Origin of the sequence: Actinokineospora diospyrosa (genome assembly GCF_024171925.1) — a bacterium.
GTDB classification, from domain to species: domain Bacteria; phylum Actinomycetota; class Actinomycetes; order Mycobacteriales; family Pseudonocardiaceae; genus Actinokineospora; species Actinokineospora diospyrosa.
This window is the reverse complement of sequence record NZ_JAMTCO010000003.1, coordinates 84,521-109,649: the sequence shown is the minus strand read 5'-3', so window position 1 is coordinate 109,649 and position 25,129 is coordinate 84,521. Positions and strand designations below refer to the sequence as shown.

Here is a 25,129-nt window from a genome sequence, read left to right as displayed (position 1 = left end):
GGAGGCACCGAAGTTCTTGCTCCGCACTCCCAGCAACGGCTGACGTCAAGATCAACCTGATCGAAAGCCCCCAAATAAACAGCCTACCGCCGCACCCCGACAAAACAGTAGCGGCGAACAGAGCCTGTGGACAACAGCAGACGTTGTGGACAACTCAACCCCACAAAAGGGCCACCACAAGATCATCCGCCATAAGAGCCCCCGATATACAGCCTACCGATAGGCACAGACAAAACAGGAGCAGCAACCAGCGCCTGTGGACAGCAACAGACGTTGTGGACAACCCGGCGCCCCAGCACCCACCCATCAGCAAACCCGCAGCCGCGAGCCCGACCCGCAAGCCCCGACGATCCCCGCAGCGCCCCGCACGCCTGCCACCCCAAGATGCGTGACAGGCCCCGGCGTCGGCTCCACCCGACCTCCGGGGCCCGCCGTCCCCATCGCGCGAGGGCGCGGTGCGCGGTGTCCCGGCCGCGGCGACCGCAGAGGCGATGCGGACGGACGGTGATCCGCTGCCGACCCTGCACGGCGCGGTCCACCGTTCCGACGGCAATGGTCCCCGGTTATCGGGCATCCGGCAACGACGTCCATCACTTAGCGGTCATCAAAATTCTTAACTCACCGGGGGCGAGCGGTCGACTACACTCATTCGGCCCAGCATCCGGGCCACTCGGCGCGGTCGAATCGGACGATCCGGGCGCTCGGGCGGGGTTGGACGACCGAATCGGGACCAACGGGCAGTCGCGCATCCCACAAAGAAACCTTTGTTGCGTTAAGGCCCGATCGGGGGACGCCGCCCGGCCCCGGCCATCCGCGCTCACCCGTGGTGGCGGGCCCACCACTTCGGGTAGTGCGGGTTGCGGGCCACCAGGCTGCGGTAGCCCTCGACCACGGTGTCGCGCAGCACCGCGGGGTCGATCGGACCGAGGTCCTTCCAGGCGAGCTCGAGCCGGTTGCTGATGGGGTCGCCGACCAGCGGGCGCACGACCAGGCCGCGGCCCTCGTTGGAGGTCGGCTGGGCGAGGCTGACGCACTGGCCGGTGATGACGAACTCGCGGGCCGAGCTCGAGTCGCTGATCTCGTGGGTGATCCGGGGCTCGAACCCGGCCGCCCGGCAGGCCGCGCGCAGCGGGCCGACACCGCCGTGGTCCTCCTGCGGGTCGATCATCCAGTTCTCGCCTGCCAGGTCGGCCAGGTCGATCACGTCGCGCTCGGCGAGCGGGTGGCGCTCGGAGAGGGCGACGAACTCCGGCTCGACCTCGACCACGACCTCGCGCCGCACGCCCTCGGCCGCGCCGATCTCGAACCCGATGACGTCGCACAGGACGGCGGCGTCCAGGCGGCCCGCGCGGACCCGGCCCTGCAGGGCGGCCGCCGACGGGTCGGTGTGCACCTGGACGCCCAGCGGTGGCGCGTCCGGGCCGTGCAGCGCGGCGTAGGCGGCGCTCAGCAGCGGCACGACGGCGGAGAGCAGGGGGCTCGGCCGTCCGCCGATCTTCAGTTCGACCGGGCCGGTCGGGGTGGCCGCGGCCGCCTCGCCGCGCAGGTCGGCCATCTCGTTGACCACCGAGCGCGCCTTGGCCAGCACCGTGCGCCCGAAGGAGGTGGGCACCACCCCGGTTCTGGCCCGTTCGAACAGGGGCGCGCCCATGGCCCGCTCGATCCGCTGCAGTTGAGATGTCAACGAAGGTTGGGACAAGCCGAGCGCCGCGGCGGCCTTGGTGATACTGCCCTCATCGGCCACCGCGATGACGATCCGCAGGTGTCGGAACTCCAGTTCCATGGTCCACATGTTATGGCCACGGATTATGCGGCCGACACGGGGAACGGGGCCGCGTCCGGGTGCCCCAGCCGCGGGTCGCGGTGCGGTCGGCGCCGGGATCGCTCCCACCGAACGGCCGCACCCGGTCGGTTTCCCCGAGCTGGAGTCCCCCGCGGTGGCGTCCCACGAGGTGGGAGCGGCAGGCCCCGGCTGGGGGGATTGCCGGGGCCTGCCCGGCCGACCGTCGCGCTGCCCGTGCCTGGGGGGTTGGCGGAAGGGCGCGGTCAACGGCCGGGTCTGTGGGGTGCTCCCGACAGTGGACTACCCCTCGTCGAGCCGGGCGAAACGGGCGTCGACCGGGACGAGCACCAGCCGGGCGCGCTCCTGGGCGACCTCGCGCAGCTCAACCCGCACGCCCTCGACCACGGCGGCGTCCCCCGGGTTGAGCGTGACGTCGACCCCACCACCGGCCACCCGCACCCGGTCCGGGCCGACATCGGCCTTGAACCGGATGTCGAACACCTCCAGGGTCGGCGAACCGGTGATCGTCACCTCGCAGCGGATCTGCGAGCAGGACCCGTCGTCGCCCTCGGCCTGGCAGGCGGTGCCCGCCACGAGCGCCGAGGCCACCGCGAGCAGGGGCAGCGGCGATCTTCGCACCATGTGCTGGGAATCGCGGCCGACGAGCGCCGCGCTACACCCGCGGGCGCGGCATTCGGGGGATGCTGCCGATCACACGTGGTATTGGTCGTGCCTGGCGTAGAACTCGGCCCAGTCGTCGGCGGGCAGTTCCCGGCCGGATTCCAACCGCTCGGCGAGTTCGACGAAGAAGTCCTCCCGCGCCGTTCCGGGGGCGAACAGGATCAGCATCGACGCCGGTTCGTCGGACTCGTTGCCGAAGGCGTGCACACCGCCTTCCGGGACGTACAGGAAATCGCCCGCGGTCGCGGTGACCCACCGCTGCCCGTCGAATAGCCGAACGGCCCCGTCGAGGATGTAGAACGACTCGGAGAAGGTCCGGTGGAAATGCGGCCGCGGCCCGCTCGCGCCCGGCGCCATGTCCCAGCGGAACATCCCGTACTGGCCATTGGTGAGGCTGCCCGGCGCGATGAAGTGCGCCGAGGTGCGCGGCCGGTCGAGCACGGTGATCTCCTCGACCGGGCGCCAGCGCGCGCTGAGCTCACCGGTTGTCCCGAGGTACGACATGGGTCTCCTCTCGCCAGGGACCTCCACTGTGCCGGCACCGGCGCGCTCCGGTGAGGACCGCCGGGGATCTCAGTCGTCGCAGGCGAGGCGCCTGGCGCGGACCGGGCGGGGCACCCGGGTCAGCGCGCGGACCCGCCTGGTGCGGCCGTGTTCGGCCAGCAGCGCGAGCAGTTCGCCGTCGACGGTGGTCGCCAGTGTGCGTTGCGCCCAGTCGGAAGCGGCCAGCACCGCGCCGGGGGCGACGGGCCTGCCCGCGAACGCGTCGTGCAGCAGGCACCACTCGGCGAGCCGCGCGGCGACCGGCTCCGCGGCGGCCACGGCGGGGCGTACCCGGGCGGCCCAGCGGGCGAAACCGGGGCCGCGCTGGGCCCGGTCGTCGATGCGCGCGATCGCGGCCGCGGTGGCGGTGGGCGGGTCGGGGTCGCGCAGGACGGCGGCGAGGAACGCGGCCTCGTCGGAGGGGTCGGCCGCGCGGTACCAGGCGAACCGCAGGCCCGCGTCGGCGCTGAGCGCGCGCGGGTCGTGTTCGGTGCACTCCGCCAGATCCGCCACAGCCGCGATGTGGTCCAGCAGGTTCACCGTACGTCCTCCGCCGAGAAAGATCCGCCGCCGAGGATAGTCCGCTGGTGCCCCGTGCTGATCATCGGCGCTACCCTCACCCGATGCGGTTCGGTACCGGGGTTGACATCGCCGCGCCCGCGGCGCGGGTGTGGGAGATCTACCGCGACATCGAGCGGTGGCCGGAGTGGACGGCGTCGGTGACCTCGATCACCGCGCTGGACCCCGGTCCGCTGCGGATCGGGACCAGGGCGCGGATCCGCCAGCCTCGGCTGCCCGCCACGGTCTGGACCATCACCGAACTCGACGACGGCCGGGCGTGGACCTGGGTGGCGGGCGGTCCCGGTGCCCGCACGGTCGCCACGCACGTGGTCGAGCCGCGCGGGGACGGCGCGCGGGCGGAGTTGTCGCTGGAGATGACCGGCCCGCTGGGGCTGCTCGTCGCCAAGCTCACCGCCGGGCTCACCGACCGGTACCTGGCGCTGGAGGCCGAGGGCCTCAAGGCCCGCGCCGAGGGCGTGCGGGGATAATCGATTCGTCCCCTGGCCGCGCACGTGCGAGGCTGGGACCACCACTCGATTCGCCGTGGAGGTCAGCACCATGTCCGAACAGCCCCGCCAGACCGAGGACCCCCCTGGCGAGGACGCCCCTGGCTCGGACCCCGCCGCCGCGGACACCGCCGACAGCGGCGACGTGAAGGCCCGCTTCCGCGAGGCCCTCGCCCGCAAGCAGGCCCTGAGCAAGTCCGGCGAAGGCCACGCCACCGCGGGCTCCAAGGTCCACGACGCGCACGGCCGCGCGGGGAGCAAGCGCCAGTTCCGCCGCAAGAGCGGCTGATCCCCCGACAGTCGACCTGAGGCCCCGCGAACCCGAGATCGCGGGGCCTCAGCCGTGTCCGGGCCCGGTACGCCGCCCGGACGAGCTCCCCGTGGCCACCACGTCGCGCGGAGAACGCCGGGCAGCAGGGCCTCAGCCGTGGTCGGAGGTGCTGCTCTCCAGTGCCGCCAGTTCGGTGTCGAGGTGGGTGAGCAGGCGCTGCAGGTGCGGGACGGTGCGGCGGCAGCCGGTGAGGCCGAACTCCAGGGAGCCGTTGTAGCTGGTGACCGTGATGTTGAGCGCCTGGCCCTCGTACGGGATCGAGACCGGGTAGACGCCGAGCATGCGGGCGCCGTTCCAGTAGAGGGGGGCCGCCGGGCCGGGGACGTTGCTGATCATCAGGTTGAACGCGGGTGGGGTGAGCCGCACGGCGCCGGGCAGCAGGCCCAGGGCCAGCGGGGCGAACGGGATCGCGCTCAGGGCGGTGACCTGCAGTTGGCTCATCCCCCGGTAGACGTCCTTGCCGCGGCGGGTGGAGTCGGCGATGGCGGCCAGGCGCTCGGCCGGGTCCGCGCGGTCGGTGGCGAGGGTGCACAGGATCATGCCGAGCGCGTTGCCGCCGGTGGAGTCGTCCGAGCGCAGTGACATCGGGACGGCGGCGACGAGGGGGCGCTCGGGCAGGGCGTCGAGTTCCAGCAGGTACCGGCGCAGCGCCCCGGCGCACATCGCCAGCATGACGTCGTTGACCGTCGACCCCGTCGCGTCGCCGACGGCCCGGACGCGCGCGAGCGGCCAGCCCTGGGCGGCGAAGCGGCGGGCACCGGTGATGGGGACGTTGAGGATCGAGCGCGGGGCGGCGAAGGGCAGCGTCGCGGTCTGGGCGCGGAAGACCTCGTTGGCGTAGCGGGCGAACGCCGGGCCCAGGCCCGCCAGGTCGCGCAGCACCGCGCCGACGCCCGCGCCGCGCGGACGCGGGGCGGGTTCGGTGTCGCGGGCGGCCCACGGCGGGCGGGGGTCGCGCACCGCGGGGTCGGTGCTCAGCGAGCGCTGCAGCAGCCGCAGCGCGGACACGCCGTCGAGCAGGGCGTGGTGGACCTTCGTGTAGAGGGCGAACCTGTTGTCCCGCAAGCCTTCGACCAGGTGCGCCTCCCACAGCGGGCGGTGCCGGTCGAGCAGCGAGCCGTGCAGCCGCGACACCAGTTCCAGCAGTTCGCGGACCCGGCCGGGGGTGGGCAGCGCGGAGAGCCGCACGTGGTACTCGAGGTCGAGCCGGGCATCGTCGGTCCACACCCACTGGCCGACGGTGCTGACCGGGCCGCGCGGGCGCCTGCGCAGCAGCGGGTTGATGTCGGTGGTCGCCAGCAGCGCGCGGTGCAGCTCACCGACGTAGTCCGGCCCGGCGCCCTCCGGGAGCGAGAACAGCTGCAGGCCGCCGACGTGCAGCGGGTGCTCGCGGGACTCGCCGAGCAGGAACATCGACTCGGTCACGGGCATCAGCGGCACGGCCGCGCCTCCTTCGGCTCTGGCTGCGGCGAACGCTGCCACTGGTGACCGGCTCGCGCAATCAGTCCCAGGTGGACCTCAGCGCGAGTCGGAGTCGATGAGGTACTTACCACCCACGAGCACGACCTTCACCGTCCGCTTCCCGGCGACCTCGCCCGCGGCGCCCTTCACCGTGACGTCGACCGGCACGTTGACCGACCCGTCCTGGTTGGAGGTCACCCCGTTGGCGTTGCGGGAGGAGATGTACTGGAACTGGCCCCAGTGCCGCTCGAACCCGGCGTAGTCGCCGAAGACCGCCTTGCCGTTGGGGCCGAGCATCTCCCAGCGGGCCTGCGGCGCGCTGTCGCTGCCGTAGTAGGCGATGACCGCGCGCCCGGCCGAGGAGAAGTCGGTGATCTTCTGCGAGGCCACCGGTGCCGCCGAGGGGGTGGTGGGCGCCGGGCTGGGCGGGTCCTGGCTGACGGTGACGATGGAGGTGGTGACCGTGTTGGTCGGGGTGCCGGTGCGCGAGCTGGTCAGCACGAGGGTGACCGCGGCGGCGAGCACGACCACGCCGAGCAGCAGGGCGATGAGCACGCCGCGCTTGGGACCCGGCGGCGGATCGTTCGGGGGGACGGCGGCGGGCGCCTGCCGCGGCGGGGCGGGCTGGCGGCGGATCGGGTTGGGCTTGACCGGGACCGTGCGCTGCTCGAACGCGGGCACCCGCAGCGGCGCGGTCGGCAGCGCCAGCACGGACGCGGCGTCGTCCATCGTCGGGCGGTCGGTCGGCTCGGCGCGCAGCAGGGTCATCAGGGTCGGGGTGAGCGCGCCTGCGCCGCGCGGCGGGGTGATCTCGCCGGAGGCCACCGCGTGCAGCAGGGCCAACGGGTTGGGGTTCAGGCCGAACGGCGGCGCGCCCTCGACGGCGTGGTAGAGCGTCGCGCCGAGGGAGAACACGTCGGAGGCCTGGCTGGGGTCGTGGCCGCGGGCGATCTCGGGGGCCAGGTAGGCGGGGGTGCCCGCGAGCATGCCGGTCTCGGTGACGGTGCCGTCGTCGATGGCCCGGGAGATGCCGAAGTCGGTGATCTTCACCGTGCCGTTGTCGCCGAGCAGGATGTTGCCCGGTTTGACGTCGCGGTGCACGATCCCGGCGGCGTGCGCGGCGGCCAGGGCGGCGGCGACCTGCGAGCCGATCGCGGCGACCTGGTCCGGGGGCAGCGTGCCGTCCTCGGCGAGCACCGCGGAGAGGCTGCGCGAGGGCAGGAACTCCATCACCAGGCAGGGGTCGCCGTCGTGCTCGGCCACGTCGAGCATGGCGATGGCGTTGCGGTGCTGCAGCCGGGCGGCGATGCGCGCCTCGCGCATCGCCCTGCGCCTGGCCTCGTCGGCCTGCGCCGAGGTCAGACCGGGCCGGATGATCAGCCGCTTGAGCGCGATGACCCGCTCCAGCCGCTCGTCGCGGGCGCGCCACACCACGCCCATGGCCCCGCTGCCGACCGGCTCCTCGAGCCGATAGCGCCCGGCGATCAACTCACCCTGTTCGATGACCAGGTACTCCTCGCGTGCGTGGACCTCGGGCCCCCCGAGTGGAGGAGCCGAGACTAGCGAATCACACCGACGGGCGATCATCCGTCCACGGGAGGTGATTCCACGGGACCTTTTGGTCACAGCGAGTTCGTGTTTTGCCCGGAACTGGCCGGGGGGGCGCGTGTTCGGCCGCGCGATCGGGTCAGTGCCCGATCGGGTCAGTCAGCCGGTCTGAGGGTCCCGGCGGCGATGGCGCGCACGAGGTGCGCCGCCGCGGCGGCGGGGAAGTCGAGCCCGCGGTCGGGCGCGTTGCCGCGCACGGCGAGCGAGCCCCCGGTCAACCGGATCAGCACGCAGGCCCCCGTGGTGCAGCGCGAGCTGCGGCGGAACCCCGGTGCCGAGCCGAACAGGTCCACCCCGGCTGATCCGGTTGGCGCCGCTGGCGTGGTCGCCGACATGATCGCCCCCTCCCCCCACCCGGCACCCCGCACCCGGCAGTGGGCGCGCGGCAGCGCCTCAGCTGTGCGAAATGGTCCGCGACACCGCTGCCCTGGTCCGGCACGTGGCGCCGAGCGATCTTGTCACCCCAGGTTACCGTAAGGTTACGGGGTGCGCCAGGACCCCCCGCGTGCGCATTCGCGGAGGGTCCGGCGGACAAATCCTGGACGTCAGCTGGCCAGCAATCCACCAGGTACGAGATCGAACTCGCCGTTCTTGACCCCCGCGGTGAAGGCCACCCACTCCTCGACGGTGTAGGTGTGCGCGGGAATGGACAGATCTTTGGAGTCGCGCAGCGAGATGGAGCCGTCGGCGAGGACGGCCACCTGGACGCAACCACCGGTGGAACAGAAGCTGCTCTGCTGGTAAATGGTGTTCATCGGGGTCTTTCTTCCTTGCTCGAATAGTGTTCCAGCATCGAACGAATCGAGTCCCGGCTCGCCTCCACGGAGAGGCACTTCCGGCTGAGGTCATCAAAGATCCGCGTGTAGCGGGTGATGTCGCTCTCCTGCTCGAGCCACCGATCACCAGCGCTGAGTTCGATGTGGACCGAGTTGCGGTCGTACTCGCTCTCGAACGTGAAAACCACGAACGTGCACTGGATGGCAATATCGGGCCCTGCCGCGAAGGGGTAGACGCGCAGGGTGACACCTTGACGCTCACTCGCCTGCAGCAACGCGGCCAACTGGTCGGCCATCACCTTCGGCGAGCCGACAACGCGGTGCAGCGTCGCCTCGTCGAGGATGACTCCGATCCTGGGCTGGTCCTCGCGCTCGACGAGAATATCCTGGCGCTTGAGGCGCAGTCGGACCCGCTTTTCCCGTTCGATGTCGTCATCACGGGGGTAGATCGCGCGGAACAGTTCGCGCGCGTACTCCTCCGTTTGGAACATTCCGGGAAACGTCGATTGGACGTAATAGCGGATGTTGGACGCCTCGGACTCCAGCGAGATGAACGTGTCCATCGCGGTGGACACCACATCCGCCAGGTCCTGCCACCACGCCTGCCTGCGGCCGTCCCCGGCCAGCCGCAGCAACTGGTCGCGCAACTTCTGGTCGCCGACCCCGTAGAGGTCGAGCAAGTCGCGCACATCCCGCGCCTTGGGCACCCCCTGTCCCGTCTCGAGCCTGCTGATCTTGGACGGCGAGCACTCCAGGTGGTCGGCCGCGTCCTCGAGGTGCAGCCCGCGCAACTCGCGGAGCCTGCGCAGTTCCTGCCCCAGGCGGCGCCGCGGGATGAGCGGCGTTTGCGACGGCATCAACGCCTCCTCGCGCCATGCAATTGCCGAACGGGATTGCTCGTTCGGACTGATGCTCGACCGTACCACTCGTTGAACTCAGCACGACCAGCGGATGGCCCGTTTCCGCCCGTCACGACCAGGCTCGCTCCACTGAGGACGGAAGCACGCGGACTTGCAGCATGCAAGTGCAAGACACCCACACGGGGGTGACCCGAACGGTGTACGACGCGACGGCGAGTGGCTGAATTTCGTCGCACTTGCTCCTTGCAAGTGCATGGAGGGCTTGCGCCACGGTCTTGAATCTCGGAATCTGGAGACGAACTTGCGTAGCCGCCCGCCCGGGCGGCCCCGTCGGGAGGGGAGCGCGCGATGACCGGACGACGACGGCACGGGAGGACGACGAACCGACCACGACCGAAAGCCGCGAAGACGCTGATCATGATCACCGCGATCGGCGCGGCCGCGGTGGGCTGCGGCACCGGCGCCGAGCAGCCGGGCGGCGCGACGACCCTGGTGCTGGCGGCCACCGCGGTCGCCACCGAGCAGCGGCCGACACTGACCTCGACGGCCCGCGCGGCGGTGGCGAGCGCCCTGGGCACCGATCGGGCCCGATTGCGGATCGTGATCAGCGGGGCGGACCGCCCGCGGGTCCTCGAGGACGGCGAACTGCGATTGCGCCGGGGTGCCCGGGTCGAGCACGACACCGCGCGCCGGGCCGAGTTGACCAGCGGCGAAGTGCGCCGGATCGAGTCGGTGCTCGCCGAGGCGGCCAGCCAGGCGCCCCGGCTGGACCTGGCAGGCCTGCTCGACGTGATCGCCAGGACGCCGGGCCCCGGCACGGCGGTGGTGATCAGCTCCGGGCTGCAGACCTCGGGCCCGCTGGCGATCGCGGCCCTGGGCTGGGACCGGGTCGGCTCGGCCGAGGTCGTCGACCAGGCGAAACGCGACGGGCTGGTGCCGGACCTGAGCGGCAAGCGCGTGGTGCTGAGCGGGATCGGCGAGGTCAACCGGCCGCAGGAAGCACTACCGCCGCCGCTGCGCGATCGACTCGCCCAGATGTGGTTGCGCTTCTGCCAGGCAGGTGGCGGCGACTGCTCTATAGACAGTGAGCCTGTCGTCGGCGGTGAGCCCAAGTCGACGACGCCAGTCCCCACCGTCCCGGTACCGCAACTTCCAGCCATCACAACCCCAGCAGCAGCCAGTCCCGTCGAGCTGCCTAGCGACATCCTCTTCGGGCCGGACTCCGCAGACCTCTTACCGGAGGCCGAGCCGCTGCTCGCACAGGTCGCAAAGGCACTACCTGCAGGTTCACAAGTGCACCTCATCGGCCGCACCGCATCGGTAGGCCCGCCGGAGTCCGCCCGCGCGTTGAGTTCGCGACGCGCTAGCGCTGTCCGCGACGGCTTGACCGCCCAAGGTGTGCCTGCCTTGTCTCTCAGCGTCGAGGGACTCGGGTACGACCGCCCCCTGGTAGCCGATCGCGACGCGGCGGGCGCCCTCATCCCCGCCGCCGCGCAACGCAACCGGTCCGTCGAGCTCGTTGTCGCCCGCCCGTAGGGAGATCTGCCATGCGAACCCGCCACCTGCCACTGTCGATGTGGCTACGCCACCCGATCGTCTCGGCGAACGCCACCTTCTTGTCCCAGGGCGCCGAACACGGCGAACTGGCCCACGAGGTCCGGGGCTTGACCAAAGCCACCAAGCTCGTCCACCGCCGTTCTCGGCGTATGGGTAGGTGGAGCGCGAAGGCGTGCACGGCCGCCGCGGCGGCAACCGCTTCCTGCCGGATCGCGATGGCCGCGGAGAACAAGACCCGAATCCTCGACGGTTCCCACCATACGACCGCCGCGAAAGGTTGGGCTATCACCGCTGGGCAGGCCCGCCCGCTGCTGGCGGAGACTCTGCGCCGCATAGATGAAGAGGTGTCGGCGGGGATAACGGCGCACCACCAGTCGCGCAGCCGGCTGATATCCGCGATCGCGTACCTGTTGTTGGCAGTTGACGCGGTGGCGCTATTCACGGTTTTCGCGCTGCTGCTGAACATCAACTGGACGTCAACGCCGGAAGTGACCACGGTCGTCGCGTTCTCGCTATTCGGTGCGGGGATCCAGGCGAAACTCGCGCTGGAACTCGGCCGCAGGCTCTGGACGTGGCGGGTGGCGCGCACCGGTGGCGCCGTCATCACCTGGACGGCCGTGCCGCTGTTCGCGGTGAGTGCCTGCGCGGGGCTGTCAATCCTGCTGCGCGTGCGGCACGAGGGGGCCCAAATAGATCAAGCGGGACTGGCGACCGCGCTCGGTCTGGTATTGGCCGGGTGCGCCGTGGTCGCGCCGTGGATCATCGTCCAGCAGGAGGCCTTCGACGGCTCGCCGCTGACCAGGAGGGCAGGGTCCCTCACCCGGGTGATCGCCCGTGCGGGCAAGGAGAACGACCGCAACCTCCGGCTCGCGGACCGCTCGCTCACCCGCGCGCGCCGGTGGGAGGCCCGGCTGCGCCGCGAGCACACCCGGGTGCTGGCCAGGGTCGCCCGCTACTACCTGCCCGCGCACCGGGCGATCCTGCTGGGCCGCGAGCTCGCGATGACCCAGCCGGGCCCGCGGGCCGTGCCGATCCGGCTGCCGGTGGACCAGTCCCCGCTGACGACCCCGCTCGACCAGGCGCACGCGGCGCTGACCACGGCCGAGGCGCTGCGGGTCGGCCGCCCGGGGCTAGGGCTTGCGGGCGACGACCGCGTAGGTCAGCGCCGCGGCCGGGTCGGCGGCGGCGGGGGTGTCGGGGCGCCACTGGGAGGTCCAGACGACACCGGGGTCGACGACCTCCAGCCCGGCGACGAGGGCGCCGACCCCCGCGCGGGTGCGCGGGTGCGCCGGTGACCCGCTGCTGGCGTAGAGGCGCAGGACGTCCTCGCGCTTGTCGGGCGCCTCGTCGGCGGTGCCGTGGGTGATGGCGACGAAGCTGCCCGGGACCACCGCTTCGGTGTAGCGCCGCAGCGGCTCCTCGGGTTCGGCGACGAAGTGCAGCACCGCCAGCATGAGCAGGCCGATCGGCCGGTCGAAGTCGAGCACCTCGGCCGCGGCGGCCAGCACCGCGTCCGGCTCCCGCAGGTCGCCGAGCACGGCTCTGGCGTTGGTCACGCCCGCGAGTTCGATCTCGCTGTGCGCGATGGCGATGGGGTCGTTGTCGACGTACAGGACCCGCGCCTCGGGGGCGGTCTCGTGCACGTTGCCGACCGTGGGGATGCCGGAACCGAGGTCGAGGAACTGGGTGACGCCGTTGTCGACGCAGTAGCGCACCGCGCGGCGCAGGAACGCCCGGTTCAGCCGGGCCGCGTCGGCCGCGCTCGGCATCACGCGCAGGAACTGCTCGGCGAAGGCGCGGTCGGGCTCGAAGTTGCACGCGCCACCGAGCAGGTAGTCGTAGATCCGCGCCGGGTGCGGTCGATCCGGGTCGATCTCGGCCACGTCAGTCCTCCCCGCCCGCTCTGCTGTCTTGGCCCGCTCTGCTGTCTTGGCCCACTGCGCTGTCTTGGCCCACGGTATTGCTTGCCTGCTACCCGAAAGATCGTAGCCGGCGGTCCACGGCGGCGCCGCCCGGAACACAGCGGGCCCCCGGCTGGTGCGCCGGGGGCCCGCTGTGGCGGCGAAACGGTGCCTAACTGTCACATGTGGACAGTGGGCCCCGCGGTCTTGAGCTCGTCGGGCACGCCGGGGCGCAGCACGAACGCGCAGACGATGCCGCCGACGGCGAACAGGATGGCGCTCCAGGTGAACGCGGCGCTGTAGCCCGACACCGCGGCGGCCATCGGGTTCTTGCCGTCGCCGAGCGCGGAGGTGACCGCGCTCGCGGCGATGGTGCTGAACAGCGCGGTGCCGATCGAGCCGCCGATCTGCTGCACGGCGTTGATCGCCGCCGAGGCGACCCCGGAGTCCTGCGCGTCGACACCGGCGATGCCGACGTTCATGCCCGAGGCCATGGTGAGCCCGATGCCGAAGCCCGCGATGAGCAGCGCGGGCAGCACGGAGGCGGCGTAGGTGCTGTCGGCCTCCAGCAGCGCGAGCAGGCCGATGCCCGCACCCGCGACCAGCATGCCGACGGTCACCAGCAGCCGCGGCCCGATCTTGGGCAGCAGCACGGTCGTGGCTAGCGTGGCGCCGACCATCAGCGTGCCGATCATCGGCAGGAACGACAGGCCGCTGGTCACCGGGGTGAAGCGCAGGTTGACCTGCATGAAGTAGGTCAGGAACAGGAAGATCACGAACATCCCCGCGCACAGCACGAAGATGGCCAGGAACGAGCCGCCCCGGTTGCGGTGCAACAGGATCCGCAGCGGCAGCAACGGGTGCGGCGAGCGGGTCTGCCAGGCGACGAAGCCGATCAGCAGCACGCCACCGGCGACCAGGAAGCCCCAGGTGCTCGGCGAGCCCCAGGACTGGGACTCGGCGTTGCCCAGGCCGTAGACGAGGGCGAACATGCCCGCGGTCGCGGTGACCACGCCCAGCCAGTCGATCTTCGGCCGCTCGGTCGCGCCGCCCTTGCCCAGCAGCGAGACGCCGCCGAGGAAGCCGATGCCCGCGAAGATCAGGTTGACGTACATGCACCAGCGCCAGTCGAGGTACTCGGTGAGCACGCCGCCGAGCAGCAGGCCGATCGCGCCGCCCGCGCCGGAGATGGCGCCGAAGATGCCGAACGCCTTGCCGCGCTCGGCCGGGTCGGTGAACGTGGTGGTCAGCAGCGACAGCGCGGCGGGGGCCAGCAGCGCGGCGAACACGCCCTGCCCGACGCGGGCCGCGACGAGCACCTCGAAGCCGTTGGCGGCGCCACCGACCGCGGAGGCGAGCGCGAAGCCCGCGACGCCGACCAGGAAGGTGATCTTGCGGCCGAACAGGTCGGCGACGCGCCCGCCGATGAGCAGCAGGCTGCCGAAGCTCAGCGCGTAGCCGGTGATCAGCCACTGCCGCTGGTCGTCGGTGAACTGCAGCGCCTTCTGCGCCGAGGGCAGTGCGATGTTGACGACCGTGGCGTCCAGGATGACCATGACCTGCGCGATGGCGATGACCGCGAGGATCAGCCAGCGCTTCGAGTGGCCGTGGTCGGTGTCGGGACCCGGTGGCCGCCCGGACGGGCCCGCGGGTTTACTGGCGTTGGGCAGTTCGGTGTCCGGCACCGCCGGGTCCGACAAAGTCAAGGTTCCCCCCTGCACTGGATGTCCACTGTGGTGTCGTGGCGACGCTAACACAGAAGCGGAGGTGTTCCCTCCGCTTCTACGCTAAGCTGAGAGCGTGACGTCTGACACCGAGCACGGGAATCGACCGCTGCGCGCCGATGCTGAGCGCAACCGCGGCCGGATCGTCGAGGCCGCTCGCGAGGTGTTCGCCGCGCACGGCCTCGCCGCCTCCCTCGACGACGTCGCGCGCACCGCGGGGGTGGGCATCGGCACCCTCTACCGGCGCTTCCCCACCAAGGAGGCGCTGCTGTCGGCGGTGTTCGACCAGGTGGTCGTCGAGATCACCGACGAGGTCGACCGGCACGCGGCCAACCAGGACCCGTGGGCGGGCCTGGTCGCGCTGATCACCGACGTGCTGCAGCGCCAGTCCGGCGACCGGGGCGTGTTCGAGATCTGCACCAAGGCGGACTTCGGCCACTTGGAACGGATCTCCGCGCACTACGTCCCCGCGGTCGAGGCGCTGATCACCCGGGCCAAGGCGGCCGGGCAGGTGCGCGCGGACGTCACCGGGACCGACATCGGCCCGGTGATCGTCATGCTCTCCGCGGTCGGTGACGCCACCCGCGCCGCGGACCCCCAGCTGTGGCGGCGGTACCTGGCCCTGGTCCTCGACGGCATCCGCGCGCCGGGGGTGAGCCCGCTGCACCCGAACCGGGTCTCGCACACCGAGCTCATGGCGGCCATCAGCTCGTCGCGGGTGTGAGCCGTTGATCTCATCCGGTTAGGTGCTGGACCACGCGGCGGCGACGGCGGCATGCTGTGCGGCGTGGCTACCCAGAACCCAGCGTTCGACCTGATCGGTAAGCGCTACGACGAGTCCTTCGTGGAGCGCGACGTCCAGATCGCCGAGGCGGCGTGGCTCGCCGAGCGGCTCACGCCCGGGTCGCGCGTGCTCGACCTGGGCTGCGGCAGCGGCCTGCCCACCGCGCGCCAACTCCTGGCAGCCGGGCTGTCGGTGGTCGGGGTCGACGAGTCCCCGGTCATGCTCGAGCTCGCCCGCGAGCAGGCACCCGGTGCCGACTACCGGCTCGGGGACCTGCGCGAGCTCGACGGGCTCGGCGAGTTCGACGCGGTGGTGGCGTTCTTCGCGCTGCTGATGCTGCCCAAGGCCGAGATCGAGTCCACCCTGCGCGCGATCCACTCGGTGCTGACCGGGCCCCGGCTGCTGCTGGTGAGCATGGTGCAGGGCGACTTCGACACGTTCCCGGTGAACTTCCTCGGCTCCCCGACCACCGTGTCGGCGTACCCGCCGGACCAGCTGCGGCAGGTCGTGGCCGACGCCGGGTTCACCGACGTGTCGCTGCGCGAGTTCGAGGCCGAGGCCGAGCCCGGTCGGATCGAGGTGCAGCTCTACCTGCGCGCGCGGGCCTCTTAAAACCAGCGACCGCTGGGTCGCGGCACACAACGCGACCCAGCGGTCTTTGGTGAGAGGTCTACTTGGGAGCTACCCGGGTACTCAGAGCCAGTCGGTCGCGGTGAGGCTGCCGCGCAGCCGGGTCAGAGCCCGGTGCTGGGCGACCCGCACGGCGGTGGCGGTGAGGCCGATGGCGGCGGCGGTCTCCTGCGCGGAGAGGCCGACGACCAGGCGGAGCACGAGGATCTCGCGCTGGCGGGGCGCGAGGGTGTCGAGCAGGCTCGCGAGGCGCCCGCGCATCTCGGCGCGCAGGGTGATCTGCTCGGGGCCGAGGCCGTGGTCGACGGTGTCGGGCACGTCGGCGACGGGGTCGGAGCGGTCGCGGCCGGAGCGGCGGTAGTAGTCGGCGACCTTGTGGGAGGCGATGCCGTAGACGAACGGCAGGAACGACTCGCGGTCGTCGGAGTAGCGCGGGAGGGCGCCGAGCACGGCGAGCAGGATCTCCTGGGCGACGTCGTCGGCGGAGGAGAAGGCGGACCCGGTGCGGCCGATGCGAGCGCGGCAGTAGCGCACGATGGCGGGGTTGATCCAGGTGAACAGGGTGCCGATGGCGTCCTGGTCACCGGCCAGCGAGGCCGCGACGAGCTCGTGGAAGGCGGAGCTCTTGAGCCGGGCGAACACGGCGTCGGTCGTGGGGTTCCGGTTGGCGGGCTGGGTTCCCGGCATGCGCGGCGGAGCTGTCTCCGACGCGGGCGAGGAAGCTGTCGCTGTCACATGAGCCCCCAGATGTTGCGGCGCACCGAGTGGTGGAGGTACGCCGTCGAGGTCCGGAACGGCGCGGTTGTCGCGGCTCACCGTCCCATCCGTCCGCGAAACAGTCGGATTCGATGGTGGCCCTGACGCAGAGTGAGGATAGCCGGGCTGGAGGCTGTGCACCAGGGGTATCGCTGCTGCATACGGGCGATGTTTTCGTATTCAACCTCACAGCGGTAAGAGCACAACGCCCCTATTCGCCGCGCGTCCTTGATCCGCTGGCCGAGCAGCCCGGCTCGCCGTGCGCCGGGCCCGCTCAGCGGACCTCCTCGGTGCGCGGTCGCGATTCTGCGGGAAATCCCCAGGTGAGACGTACTGTAGCGGGGACGCCCCGATCCGGGAACCTCCATCGGGTGGTCGTTTTCCCGCCGGCGAGGCAACCTTGATCAAGGTGGGCGCGGGGCGATACTGGACGGTAACGATCTCCGTTAGCCCGTTCGGGTAGTCATCGTCACGAATGGAGTAAGACTGGTCTACAGAGACGAGCATGATCCCTCGCTTGCTTCACTCTATCGTGCAGCACAGCCCGGCTGACCTGCACAAACGTGCCCCGGCAGCGGGTCGTTTGACACCCCACCCCGCCGGTTCCTAGCGTTGCCAACCTGTCCGGCCCTGCACCACTCGAACGGGGAACATCACTCGAATGGACACCCGCGCACGGCCGACCATCGTGGTCCTGCACGGCACCGACCGCCCCCCGGGCATGGCCGGGATCGAGGCGACCGCGACCGTGCGCTACACCACCGCGGACCGCCTCGGCGGCGCGCTCGACGGCGCCGACGTCCTGTTCGCCTGGGACGTCAAGTCCACCGCCCTGGCCCGCGTCTGGCCCGCCGCCGAGCGGTTGCGCTGGGTGCACGTCGCGGGTCCTGCGGTGGGGCACCTGCTGTTCCCCGCGCTGCGCGAGAGCGAGGTCCGGCTGACCAACTCGGCCGGGGTGTTCGACGAGCCGATGGCCGAGTACGTGCTGGGCCTGGTGCTCGCGTTCGCCAAGGAACTGCCGAACACGCTGCGCGACCAGTCCCGCCGCCGCTGGCAACACCGCGAGACCGACCGCCTCGCCGGGTCCCGCGCGCTCCTGGTCGGCACCGGCCCGATCGCCCGGGCCATCGCCCGCACCCTCAAGGCCGTCGGCGTGCACATCTCTTCTGTCGGCCCTTCCGCCCGATCCGGTGACCCCGACCTGGGCGACATAGTCCCGATGTCACAACTGCGAGCAACCGTGCCCACCCAGGACTGGCTGATCCTGGCGCTCGCCCTCACCCCCCAGACCACCGGCCTGTTCGACGCCGACCTCCTGCGCGCCTGCAAGCCCACCGCCCGCCTGGTCAACATCGGCCGCTCCGCCCTGGTCGTCACCCCGGACCTCATCGACATCCTCGACGCGGGCCGCCTCTCCGGCGCCGCCTTCACGGTCTTCCCCGACGAACCCCTCCCCCCGTCCTCCCCCCTGTGGGACATGCCGAACGTGCTGATCTCCGCCCACATGTCAGGCGACGTCCGAGGCTGGCGAGAAGAAATGGTCCGGCGCTTCGCGGCCAACCTGGACAACTACACAAGCGGCCGCCCCCTCACCAACCTCGTCGACAAAACCCGCACCTCCCGGTAACCAATCGCTCACGCGGCCGCCCACGCGGTTCCACGGCTGCAGGTGGTCTCGCCCTCGGACCCGTTCCTACTCTAGAGTAGGTAGCTGACGACACCCAGCCGAGGAGCACCATGACGGGCGATCAGCGCAATGTGGACGGCAGCCGCCGAGGGGCGATGGGTGCGGCGTTGGCTGTCCTCAACCGGTTGGCGAGCACTGCCGTGTTGGACCGGCTCAAGCTGCGGAAACCGCTCGAGCGCACCGTCTACCAGGCGACTAAGGCGGGGTTTACGGCTGCTGGGGCGGCTAGTCGGACGTTCGTTGTTGCTCGGCAGTCCGCTCCTCAGCGGCCCAGGCCCGCGGGCGACGATGGCCTGTTCGACCTGACGCCCACTGATGAGCAGGCGATGATCCGGGACACCGTGGCGGAGTTCGCCGCTGAGCGGTTGCGGCCGGTTGCTGCTGAGGCGGATGCGCGGTGTGCGGCTCCAGACGAGGTCCTGGCCACTGTCGCAGACATGGGGGTCGCGCTCGTCGGCATCCCGGAGGCGCTGGGTGGTGTGGGTGACGAGCGGTCTGCCGTGACCAACGTGCTGGTCGCGGAAGCGATGGCGCATGGTGACATGGGGTTGGCCGTGGCTTGTCTTGCGCCGGCAGCGGTCAGCACGGCGTTGGTGCTCTGGGGCGATGAGCAACAGCAGGCGACCTATCTCCCTGCATTCCTGGGATCCAACGTCCCGGCGGCCGCCCTGGTCATTCAAGAGCCGCGGGCGCTGTTCGACCCGTTCTCCTTGCAAACCAAGGCATACCGCACGACGGATGGGTTCGTTCTCGACGGCGTGAAGTCGATGGTTCCTCGGGCGACGCAGGCCGAGCTGTTCATCGTTGCGGCCGATGTGGACGGTCGTGGGCCTGCGCTGTTCATTGTGGAGTCTGGAACTTCCGGTGTGTCCGTGGAGTCCGAGCCCGCGATGGGACTTCGCGCTGCTGGGCTCGGTAGGTTGCGGTTGGACCAGGTCAAGGTGCCTGCCGGAGCCCTACTCGGCGGAGCCGACGCCTATGTTGAGTGTGTGCGGTTGGCGCGGATCGGTTGGTGCGCCTTGGCTGTGGGTACCGCGCAGGCCGTGTTGGACTACGTCATCCCGTATGTCAACGACCGTGTCGCTTTCGGTGAGCCGATCAGCCACCGGCAGGGTGTGGCGTTCAAGGTGGCGGACATCGGGATTGAGTTGGAAGGTATGCGGCTGCTGACTTATCGCGCCGCCGCACGGGCCGAGCGGGGGAAGTCCTTCGCGAGGGAGGCGGCGTTGGCGCGTCGGCTGTGCGCGGAGAAGGGGATGCTGATCGGGAACGACGGTGTGCAGTTGTTGGGCGGGCACGGGTTCGTCAAGGAGCACCCGGTGGAGCGCTGGTACCGAGACTTGCGCGCGGTTGGCCTGGTCGAGGGAATCGTCCTCGTCTGAGGGAGGAGCACAATGATCAACCTTGAGGTCCCGGCGAAGTTCAAGCAGCTCGTCGACCAAGCCCACCAGGCGGCGGCGGAGTTCTTCCGGCCGCATTCGCGCAAGTACGACCAAGCCGAGCACACCTACCCCCGCGAGTTGGACATGCTCGCCGCGCTGCTGGACGGTTTATCGGCGTCGGGCGGGGGTGCGGGCGCCGGTGGTGTGCGCCGGGGTGGGGCGGCCGCCGCGGGCAACCAGAACGGGGCGAACCTGCGGCTGCTGCTCGGCACCATCGAGATGTGCTGGGGCGACGTGGGCCTCCTGCTGTCGATGCCGCGTCAGGGCCTGGGGAACGCGGCGATCGCCTCGGTCGCCAATGACGAGCAGTTGGCGCGCTACCAAGGAAAATGGGCGGCCATGGCGATCACCGAGCCGGACACGGGGTCCGACTCGGGCGCCATCCGCACCACCGCCGTGCTCGACGGCGACCACTACGTGCTCAACGGCGAGAAGATCTTCGTCACCGCGGGCGAACGAGCCGACTGCGTGGTCGTCTGGGCGACCCTCGACCGCGCCCTCGGCAAGGCCGCCATCAAGTCCTTCGTGGTCGACCGGGGCACCCCCGGCTTCGACCTCGTGCGCCTGGAGCACAAGCTCGGCATCCGGGCCTCCGACACCGCCCACTTCCGCCTCGACAACGTCCGCGTCCACCGCGACAACCTGCTCGGCAGCCCCGAGATCAACCCCACCCAGGGCTTCGCGGGCGTCATGCAGACCTTCGACAACACCCGCCCCCTCGTGGCCGCCATGGCCGTGGGCGTGGCCCGGGCCGCCCTGGAAGAGACCCGCCGCATCCTCACCGACGCGGGCATAACCATCGACTACGACCGCCCGGCCTTCTCCCAACCCGCCGCAGCCGCCACCTTCCTCCAGTTGGAGGCCGACTGGGAAGCCGCCTACCTGCTCTCCCTGGAAGCCGCGTGGATGGCCGACAACCGGAAGCCGAACTCCCTGCAGGCCAGCATGGCCAAGGCCAAAGCGGGCCGCTCCGCATCGGACATCACCCTCCGCTGCGTGGAACTCACCGGGTCACTGGGCTACAGCGAGAACTCCCTGCTGGAGAAGTGGGCCCGCGACTCGAAGATCCTCGACATCTTCGAGGGCACCCAACAGATCCAACAACTCATCGTCGCCCGCCGACTGCTGGGAAAGTCGTCCTCTGAGCTGAGGTAACGCTGTAGCAACAAGTTCCGCACGGCGACCCGGGGTCTGTTCACACGACCTCCGCATCGCGGCCCGCAGAACCCCGACCAGATTCACGTTCAGGGCCCGGCCAGGCTGCTTTGGCGGAGTCAAGGCAGCCTGGGTTGGAAGACAGTGTCGTGGCCCGTCGAACTCGTTCGCCACTCGACGGCATCGGGCAGGAGACGCAGGTCTGTGGTCGGCGTTGATGATGCTCCCGTGGTACCGGTAGGTGACAAACGCCGCTGCCTATGAGATCCGCGCCTCCAGTTCTTTTCTCAGGTTAGCAAGTGCCTCGCGAAAATTTGTGAGCGAGACATACTGGCTGGCGCCTGATCTGATCTCCTGCGACAGCCAGGAGTACGTAGATCTAATTGCGTTATCGAGCGCTTCGTAGCGTGCGTTGAAGCTTTCTTCATCAGCCTTTACAAGCGCTGCGTGGGAGTTGATGAGCGCTTCCATGTGTCCGCGAAATCCGTAGTCTCCGCCTACCGGCGTGGTGCGCCAGAGTGAATGCGCTCGTTTCGCGTTCTGAACCACCTGATAGAGGGCCACGTCCTTCTTTAGGGTGAGGCCGAGTTCACGCTCCATACTTTTAAGCAAGTCAGATATCGGAGTATCTGATATTTCGGCGAAAACCAAAGTCCTGGATGGCAGCGAAACCAGACAGTCTTCTATCGTGTGCACGATCTTCAAAGCCTCACCGGCTTGAGACCTTGAAGCCTTCCAATTCTCGTCTTGTCGCTGCCTGTTCCCTGTCCTTCGGAAGAGGACGATCGTCAAAACTAGGGTGGCTGCCGGAAACACCACAGCTGAGAGGTCTTTAAGGTCGCCCCAGGTCATCGTGCGATCCTAGCGCTCACACCCTTGCCGAGTTTGGCTCTATAGGGTCAAGACCGCGTTGCATGCGCGGAGCGGCACCGGTGGGCCTGTCACCGTGGTCCGGTGTCCGGCGCGCCACGGCGCAGGCTCTCGCTCTGCTCTTGCCCGCGGCACCTCTCACTAACCAGGTTGGCAGGTGTCGCGCCGCGCAGGCGACGCGAAATGCCCTGCTATCAGCGGTTCTGCACGCCAAGTCCCGGTCAATAGGTCGAGCAACCCCAACCAGCGATGATCTTGTGCGTGATTGGGGCGCACGGTACGTCGACCACCCGCACCTCGGCGGGGCGTCCTTGATATTGAGCGTGTTGGGTCCTGGGCTCGGCGAAGAGCGTGGTGGTTCAGCGGGTCGGAGCTGTTCAGACCAGGCCCAGTTCGCGGGCGATGAGCATGCGCTGGACTTCGCTGGTGCCTTCGCCGATTTCCAGGATCTTGGCGTCGCGGTAGAAGCGGCCGACTGGGAACTCGTTCATGAAGCCGTAGCCGCCGTAGATTTGGGTGGCTTCTCGGGAGTTGTCCATGGCGGCGTTGGAGGCGACGAGTTTGGCGATGGCGGCTTCGCGCTTGAAGGGCTGGCCGCGCAGCATTTTGGCGGCGGCGGCGTAGTAGGCGAGGCGGGCGGTGTGGACGCGGGTCTCCATGTCGGCGATCTTGAACTGGATGGCCTGGTACTCGCCGATCTTGCGGCCGAAGGCCTCGCGCTCGCGCACGTACTTCAGCGACTCGTCCACGCAGCCCTGGGCCAGACCCACGGCCAGGGCGGCGATCGCCACCCGGCCCTCGTCCAGAGTGGACAGGAACTGGGCGTACCCGCGGCCGCGCTGGCCCAGGGTGTTCTCCTCGGGCACGCGCACGTCCGAGAACGCCAGCTCGTGGGTGTCGGAGGCGTTCCAGCCGACCTTGGAGTACTTCTTGGCCACCGTGAAGCCCGGCGTGCCCAGCGGCACGATGATCGCCGAGATCTCCTTGCGGCCGTTGTCGCGCACGCCGGTCACCGCGGTGACGGTGACGTGCGAGGTGATGTCGGTGCCGGAGTTGGTGATGAACGCCTTGGAGCCGTTGATGACCCACTCGTCGCCGTCCAACCGGGCGGTGGTGCGGGTGGCGCCCGCGTCGGAGCCGCCGCCCGGCTCGGTCAGGCCGAACGCGGCCAGGCGCTCACCGGCGGCCAGCGCGGGCAGCCAGCGCTGCTTCTGCTCGTCGGTGCCGAACCGGTACAGCGGCATCGCACCGAGCGAGACCCCGGCCTCCAGGGTGATCGCGACCGACGAGTCGACCCTGGCGAGCTCCTCCAGCGCCAGGCACAGCGCGAAGTAGTCGCCGCCCATGCCGCCGTACTCCTCGCCGATGGGCAGGCCGAACAGGCCCATCGCGCCCATCTTGGCGACGATGCCGTACGGGAACTCCTCGCGCTCGTAGAAGTCGCCGATGACCGGGGCGACCTCCTCGCGGGCGAACTCCTGCACGGTCTTGCGCAGCGCCTCGTGCTCCTCGGGAAGGGTCAGGTCGATCACGTCAGGCCTCCGATGGGGTTACCACGGCAAGGGTTTGGTTCAGCGCGACCTGGTTGCCCGCCTGGACCAGCAGTTCGGTGACCACGCCATCGACCTTCGCGGTGATGGTGTGCTCCATCTTCATCGCCTCGACGACCAGCAGCGGCGCACCCGCGACCACCCGCTCCCCCGCCGAGACCTTCACGACCAGCACGGTGCCGGGCATCGGGCTGGTCACCGGACCGCCACCGCCCGCGGCGGCCGCGGCACCCTCGAGCGCGGAGTGCTCGGCGACCGCCCAGGTCCGGCCGCCCGCGGCCAACCACAGCGTGTCCCCGTCCAGAGCCCTGGCGTAGCGCGAGTTCCGGCCGCCGACGGCGACCAGCAGTTCATCGTCCACACGCGACACAGAAGCGTCCACAGGGGACTCGTCGCCGACCTGGACCCGCGCCGCGGCGGGCGTCCCGCTCACCAGCACGGTCACGTCGCGGTCACCGCAGGTCAACCGGAACGGGATCGCCGCGGCCCGGCCGACGCGCCACCCGTTGGGCACCGACCACGGGTCGACCACGCCCGCGCCGGGTTGCAGCGACAGGAACTCGTCGAGCGCGGCCGCCGCGAAGACCTCGTCGGGCACCGGCTCGGCCTTGGTCAGCTCGTCGAGCCTGCGCTCGACCAACTGCGTGTCGAGCCTGCCCGCGCGCACGTCCGCGTCGGCGAGCAGGGCCCGCAGGAACGCGATGTTCGTGCCCACCCCGAGCACCGCGGTCGAGGCCAGCGCCGCGGACAGCCGATCGATCGCCTGCGCCCGGTCGGCGCCCCAGGTGATCACCTTGGCCAGCATCGGGTCGTAGTCGGAGCCCACCACCGACCCGGCGAGCAGACCGGAGTCCAGCCGCGCCCAGTCCGCGCTGGCCGAGCGGACGCCGAGGACCCGACCGCCGGTGGGCAGGAACCCGGTCGTCGGGTCCTCGGCGTACACCCGGGCCTCGACGGCGTGCCCGCGCAGGACCACCTCGTCCTGGGTCAGCGCGAGCCGCTCACCCGCGGCGACCCGGACCTGCTGCTCGACCAGGTCCAGGCCGGTGACCTGCTCGGTGACCGGGTGCTCGACCTGCAGCCGGGTGTTCATCTCCATGAAGAAGAACTCGTCCGGGCGGTCCGCGGAGACGATGAACTCGACCGTGCCCGCGCCGCTGTAGTCGACGGCCTTGGCCGCCTCGACCGCCGCCGCGCCCATCCGCGCCCGGGTAGCCGCGTCCAGCAGCGGGGACGGCGCCTCCTCGATGATCTTCTGGTGCCGCCGCTGCAGGCTGCACTCGCGCTCGCCGAGGTGGATCGCGTGCCCGTGCGAGTCGGCGAGCACCTGGATCTCGATGTGCCGGGGCCGCAGCACGAACCGCTCGATCAGCAGCGTCTCGTCACCGAAGGACCCGCGCGCCTCACGCCGCGCCGACTCGATCGCGGCCCGCAGCCCGTCTGCGGCCTCGACCAACCGCATGCCCTTACCGCCGCCGCCAGCAGATGGCTTAAGCAGAACCGGGTAGCCGACTTCCTCTGCCGCGGCTACCAGGTCGTCGTCAGACATACCTGGCTCTGTGCGCCCGGGCACCACAGGTACCCCGGCAGCGCTAACAGTCAGCTTCGCCCGAATCTTGTCGCCCATGGCATCGATCGCCGACGCGGGCGGTCCGATGAACACGAGACCCGCGGCAGCACAAGCACGCGCGAACTCGACGTTCTCCGCGAGGAAGCCGTACCCCGGGTGCACGGCCTCAGCACCGGTCTCTAGAGCCGCCGCGACGACCTTGTCGATGGCCAGGTAGCTCTCCCGCGCGGCGGCGGGCCCAATGCGCACGGCCACATCGGCCTCACGCACGTGCCTAGCGCCCGCGTCGGCGTCGCTATAGACCGCGACGGAGCGGATGCCCATGCGGCGCAGGGTGGTGATGACCCGGACGGCGATCTCGCCCCGGTTGGCGATCAGAACGCTGGAGAACAT

At 70.4% G+C, this 25,129-nt stretch carries 23 protein-coding genes; 8 read left to right on the top strand and 15 right to left on the bottom strand.

Translation table 11 applies throughout. From position 1 onward, the window contains the following. Nucleotides 1-817 precede the first annotated feature (817 nt). From LV75_RS05685 to LV75_RS05670, 4 genes are all read right to left on the bottom strand, one after another. Entirely contained in the window at nt 818-1,783 is a 966-nt protein-coding gene (locus tag LV75_RS05685) for a LysR family transcriptional regulator (protein WP_253885582.1), read from the bottom strand. A gap of 300 nt (nt 1,784-2,083) precedes the next feature. Next, nucleotides 2,084-2,425: a hypothetical protein gene (locus tag LV75_RS05680; RefSeq protein ID WP_253885581.1), complete on the bottom strand. Its 342-nt coding sequence runs from the start codon at nt 2,423-2,425 to the stop codon at nt 2,084-2,086. Between the two features lie 69 nt (nt 2,426-2,494). Next, complete coding sequence (locus LV75_RS05675; RefSeq protein ID WP_253885580.1) at nt 2,495-2,968, bottom strand: cupin domain-containing protein; 474 nt, start codon at nt 2,966-2,968, stop codon at nt 2,495-2,497. Between the two features lie 69 nt (nt 2,969-3,037). Beyond that, on the bottom strand, nt 3,038-3,547 hold the full coding sequence (locus LV75_RS05670; RefSeq protein WP_253885579.1) for a hypothetical protein: 510 nt from the start codon (nt 3,545-3,547) through the stop codon (nt 3,038-3,040). An 83-nt stretch (nt 3,548-3,630) separates the two neighbouring features. On the opposite strand from LV75_RS05670, the gene LV75_RS05665 reads away from it, so the two are divergent. Then, nucleotides 3,631-4,056, top strand: coding sequence for an SRPBCC family protein (locus tag LV75_RS05665; protein WP_253885578.1), 426 nt, complete (start codon nt 3,631-3,633; stop codon nt 4,054-4,056). A gap of 70 nt (nt 4,057-4,126) precedes the next feature. Further along, entirely contained in the window at nt 4,127-4,363 is a 237-nt protein-coding gene (locus LV75_RS35820; RefSeq protein ID WP_301318742.1) for a DUF5302 domain-containing protein, read from the top strand. Between the two features lie 132 nt (nt 4,364-4,495). Here the strand turns inward: LV75_RS35820 and LV75_RS05655 are convergent, their stop codons facing one another. The 5 genes from LV75_RS05655 to LV75_RS05635 all read right to left on the bottom strand — a co-directional run bounded on the left by LV75_RS05655 (nt 4,496) and on the right by LV75_RS05635 (nt 9,107). Then, entirely contained in the window at nt 4,496-5,845 is a 1,350-nt protein-coding gene (locus LV75_RS05655) for a WS/DGAT/MGAT family O-acyltransferase (RefSeq protein ID WP_253885577.1), read from the bottom strand. 78 nt (nt 5,846-5,923) lie between these two features. Next, complete coding sequence (locus tag LV75_RS05650; protein ID WP_253885576.1) at nt 5,924-7,354, bottom strand: serine/threonine-protein kinase; 1,431 nt, start codon at nt 7,352-7,354, stop codon at nt 5,924-5,926. 215 nt (nt 7,355-7,569) lie between these two features. Next, nucleotides 7,570-7,809: a hypothetical protein gene (locus LV75_RS05645; protein WP_253885575.1), complete on the bottom strand. Its 240-nt coding sequence runs from the start codon at nt 7,807-7,809 to the stop codon at nt 7,570-7,572. A gap of 210 nt (nt 7,810-8,019) precedes the next feature. Next, nucleotides 8,020-8,229 (bottom strand): DUF397 domain-containing protein, encoded by a 210-nt coding sequence (locus tag LV75_RS05640; protein WP_253885574.1) that lies wholly within the window; start codon nt 8,227-8,229, stop codon nt 8,020-8,022. Then, nucleotides 8,226-9,107: a helix-turn-helix domain-containing protein gene (locus LV75_RS05635; RefSeq protein WP_253885573.1), complete on the bottom strand. Its 882-nt coding sequence runs from the start codon at nt 9,105-9,107 to the stop codon at nt 8,226-8,228. The genes LV75_RS05640 and LV75_RS05635 overlap by 4 nt, the downstream gene beginning before the upstream one ends. Nucleotides 9,108-9,458: 351 nt before the next feature. Here LV75_RS05635 and LV75_RS05630 point away from each other — a divergent pair, with 351 nt between their 5' ends. Then, nucleotides 9,459-10,646, top strand: coding sequence for an OmpA family protein (locus LV75_RS05630; RefSeq protein ID WP_253885572.1), 1,188 nt, complete (start codon nt 9,459-9,461; stop codon nt 10,644-10,646). 1,151 nt (nt 10,647-11,797) lie between these two features. On the opposite strand, the gene LV75_RS05625 is transcribed toward LV75_RS05630, so the two are convergent. Continuing rightward, entirely contained in the window at nt 11,798-12,550 is a 753-nt protein-coding gene (locus LV75_RS05625; protein WP_253885571.1) for an SAM-dependent methyltransferase, read from the bottom strand. A gap of 197 nt (nt 12,551-12,747) precedes the next feature. After that, nucleotides 12,748-14,238, bottom strand: a complete 1,491-nt coding sequence (locus LV75_RS05620; protein ID WP_253885979.1) for an MFS transporter — start codon at nt 14,236-14,238, stop codon at nt 12,748-12,750. A gap of 130 nt (nt 14,239-14,368) precedes the next feature. Here LV75_RS05620 and LV75_RS05615 point away from each other — a divergent pair, with 130 nt between their 5' ends. Together LV75_RS05615 and LV75_RS05610 are read left to right on the top strand one after the other, a co-directional pair. Continuing rightward, nucleotides 14,369-15,016 carry a TetR/AcrR family transcriptional regulator gene (locus LV75_RS05615; RefSeq protein WP_253885570.1) on the top strand — a complete coding sequence of 216 codons (648 nt, stop codon included), beginning with the start codon at nt 14,369-14,371 and terminating at the stop codon, nt 15,014-15,016. A 63-nt stretch (nt 15,017-15,079) separates the two neighbouring features. Continuing rightward, entirely contained in the window at nt 15,080-15,688 is a 609-nt protein-coding gene (locus LV75_RS05610) for a class I SAM-dependent methyltransferase (RefSeq protein WP_253885569.1), read from the top strand. An 81-nt stretch (nt 15,689-15,769) separates the two neighbouring features. On the opposite strand, the gene shbA is transcribed toward LV75_RS05610, so the two are convergent. Next, nucleotides 15,770-16,393 (bottom strand): RNA polymerase sigma factor ShbA, encoded by a 624-nt coding sequence (gene shbA, locus LV75_RS05605; RefSeq protein ID WP_253885568.1) that lies wholly within the window; start codon nt 16,391-16,393, stop codon nt 15,770-15,772. Nucleotides 16,394-17,123: 730 nt separating this feature from the next. Between shbA and LV75_RS05600 the strand changes: the two genes are divergently transcribed. The 3 genes from LV75_RS05600 (at nt 17,124) to LV75_RS05590 (ending at nt 20,746) form a co-directional block, all read left to right on the top strand. Then, complete coding sequence (locus tag LV75_RS05600) at nt 17,124-18,089, top strand: D-2-hydroxyacid dehydrogenase (protein ID WP_253885567.1); 966 nt, start codon at nt 17,124-17,126, stop codon at nt 18,087-18,089. A gap of 155 nt (nt 18,090-18,244) precedes the next feature. After that, entirely contained in the window at nt 18,245-19,531 is a 1,287-nt protein-coding gene (locus LV75_RS05595; RefSeq protein WP_253885977.1) for an acyl-CoA dehydrogenase family protein, read from the top strand. A 12-nt stretch (nt 19,532-19,543) separates the two neighbouring features. Next, nucleotides 19,544-20,746, top strand: coding sequence for an acyl-CoA dehydrogenase family protein (locus LV75_RS05590; protein ID WP_253885566.1), 1,203 nt, complete (start codon nt 19,544-19,546; stop codon nt 20,744-20,746). A 258-nt stretch (nt 20,747-21,004) separates the two neighbouring features. On the opposite strand, the gene LV75_RS05585 is transcribed toward LV75_RS05590, so the two are convergent. The 3 genes from LV75_RS05585 to LV75_RS05575 all read right to left on the bottom strand — a co-directional run bounded on the left by LV75_RS05585 (nt 21,005) and on the right by LV75_RS05575 (nt 25,129). Then, nucleotides 21,005-21,598 (bottom strand): hypothetical protein, encoded by a 594-nt coding sequence (locus LV75_RS05585; RefSeq protein WP_253885565.1) that lies wholly within the window; start codon nt 21,596-21,598, stop codon nt 21,005-21,007. Between the two features lie 395 nt (nt 21,599-21,993). Next, on the bottom strand, nt 21,994-23,148 hold the full coding sequence (locus LV75_RS05580) for an acyl-CoA dehydrogenase family protein (protein WP_253885564.1): 1,155 nt from the start codon (nt 23,146-23,148) through the stop codon (nt 21,994-21,996). Between the two features lies 1 nt (nt 23,149). Then, complete coding sequence (locus LV75_RS05575) at nt 23,150-25,129, bottom strand: acetyl/propionyl/methylcrotonyl-CoA carboxylase subunit alpha (RefSeq protein WP_253885563.1); 1,980 nt, start codon at nt 25,127-25,129, stop codon at nt 23,150-23,152.

Coding starts and splice junctions, on each gene's coding strand:
- LV75_RS05595 (WP_253885977.1), top strand. CDS start 18,245: ATGGGTGCGGCGTTGGCTGTCCTCAACCGGTTGGCGAGCACTGCCGTG.
- LV75_RS05640 (WP_253885574.1), bottom strand. CDS start 8,229: ATGAACACCATTTACCAGCAGAGCAGCTTCTGTTCCACCGGTGGTTGC.
- LV75_RS05675 (WP_253885580.1), bottom strand. CDS start 2,968: ATGTCGTACCTCGGGACAACCGGTGAGCTCAGCGCGCGCTGGCGCCCG.
- LV75_RS05575 (WP_253885563.1), bottom strand. CDS start 25,129: ATGTTCTCCAGCGTTCTGATCGCCAACCGGGGCGAGATCGCCGTCCGG.
- LV75_RS05585 (WP_253885565.1), bottom strand. CDS start 21,598: ATGACCTGGGGCGACCTTAAAGACCTCTCAGCTGTGGTGTTTCCGGCA.
- LV75_RS05680 (WP_253885581.1), bottom strand. CDS start 2,425: ATGGTGCGAAGATCGCCGCTGCCCCTGCTCGCGGTGGCCTCGGCGCTC.
- LV75_RS05590 (WP_253885566.1), top strand. CDS start 19,544: ATGATCAACCTTGAGGTCCCGGCGAAGTTCAAGCAGCTCGTCGACCAA.
- LV75_RS05600 (WP_253885567.1), top strand. CDS start 17,124: ATGGACACCCGCGCACGGCCGACCATCGTGGTCCTGCACGGCACCGAC.
- LV75_RS35820 (WP_301318742.1), top strand. CDS start 4,127: ATGTCCGAACAGCCCCGCCAGACCGAGGACCCCCCTGGCGAGGACGCC.
- shbA (WP_253885568.1), bottom strand. CDS start 16,393: ATGCCGGGAACCCAGCCCGCCAACCGGAACCCCACGACCGACGCCGTG.
- LV75_RS05685 (WP_253885582.1), bottom strand. CDS start 1,783: ATGGAACTGGAGTTCCGACACCTGCGGATCGTCATCGCGGTGGCCGAT.
- LV75_RS05635 (WP_253885573.1), bottom strand. CDS start 9,107: ATGCCGTCGCAAACGCCGCTCATCCCGCGGCGCCGCCTGGGGCAGGAA.
- LV75_RS05645 (WP_253885575.1), bottom strand. CDS start 7,809: ATGTCGGCGACCACGCCAGCGGCGCCAACCGGATCAGCCGGGGTGGAC.
- LV75_RS05630 (WP_253885572.1), top strand. CDS start 9,459: ATGACCGGACGACGACGGCACGGGAGGACGACGAACCGACCACGACCG.
- LV75_RS05665 (WP_253885578.1), top strand. CDS start 3,631: ATGCGGTTCGGTACCGGGGTTGACATCGCCGCGCCCGCGGCGCGGGTG.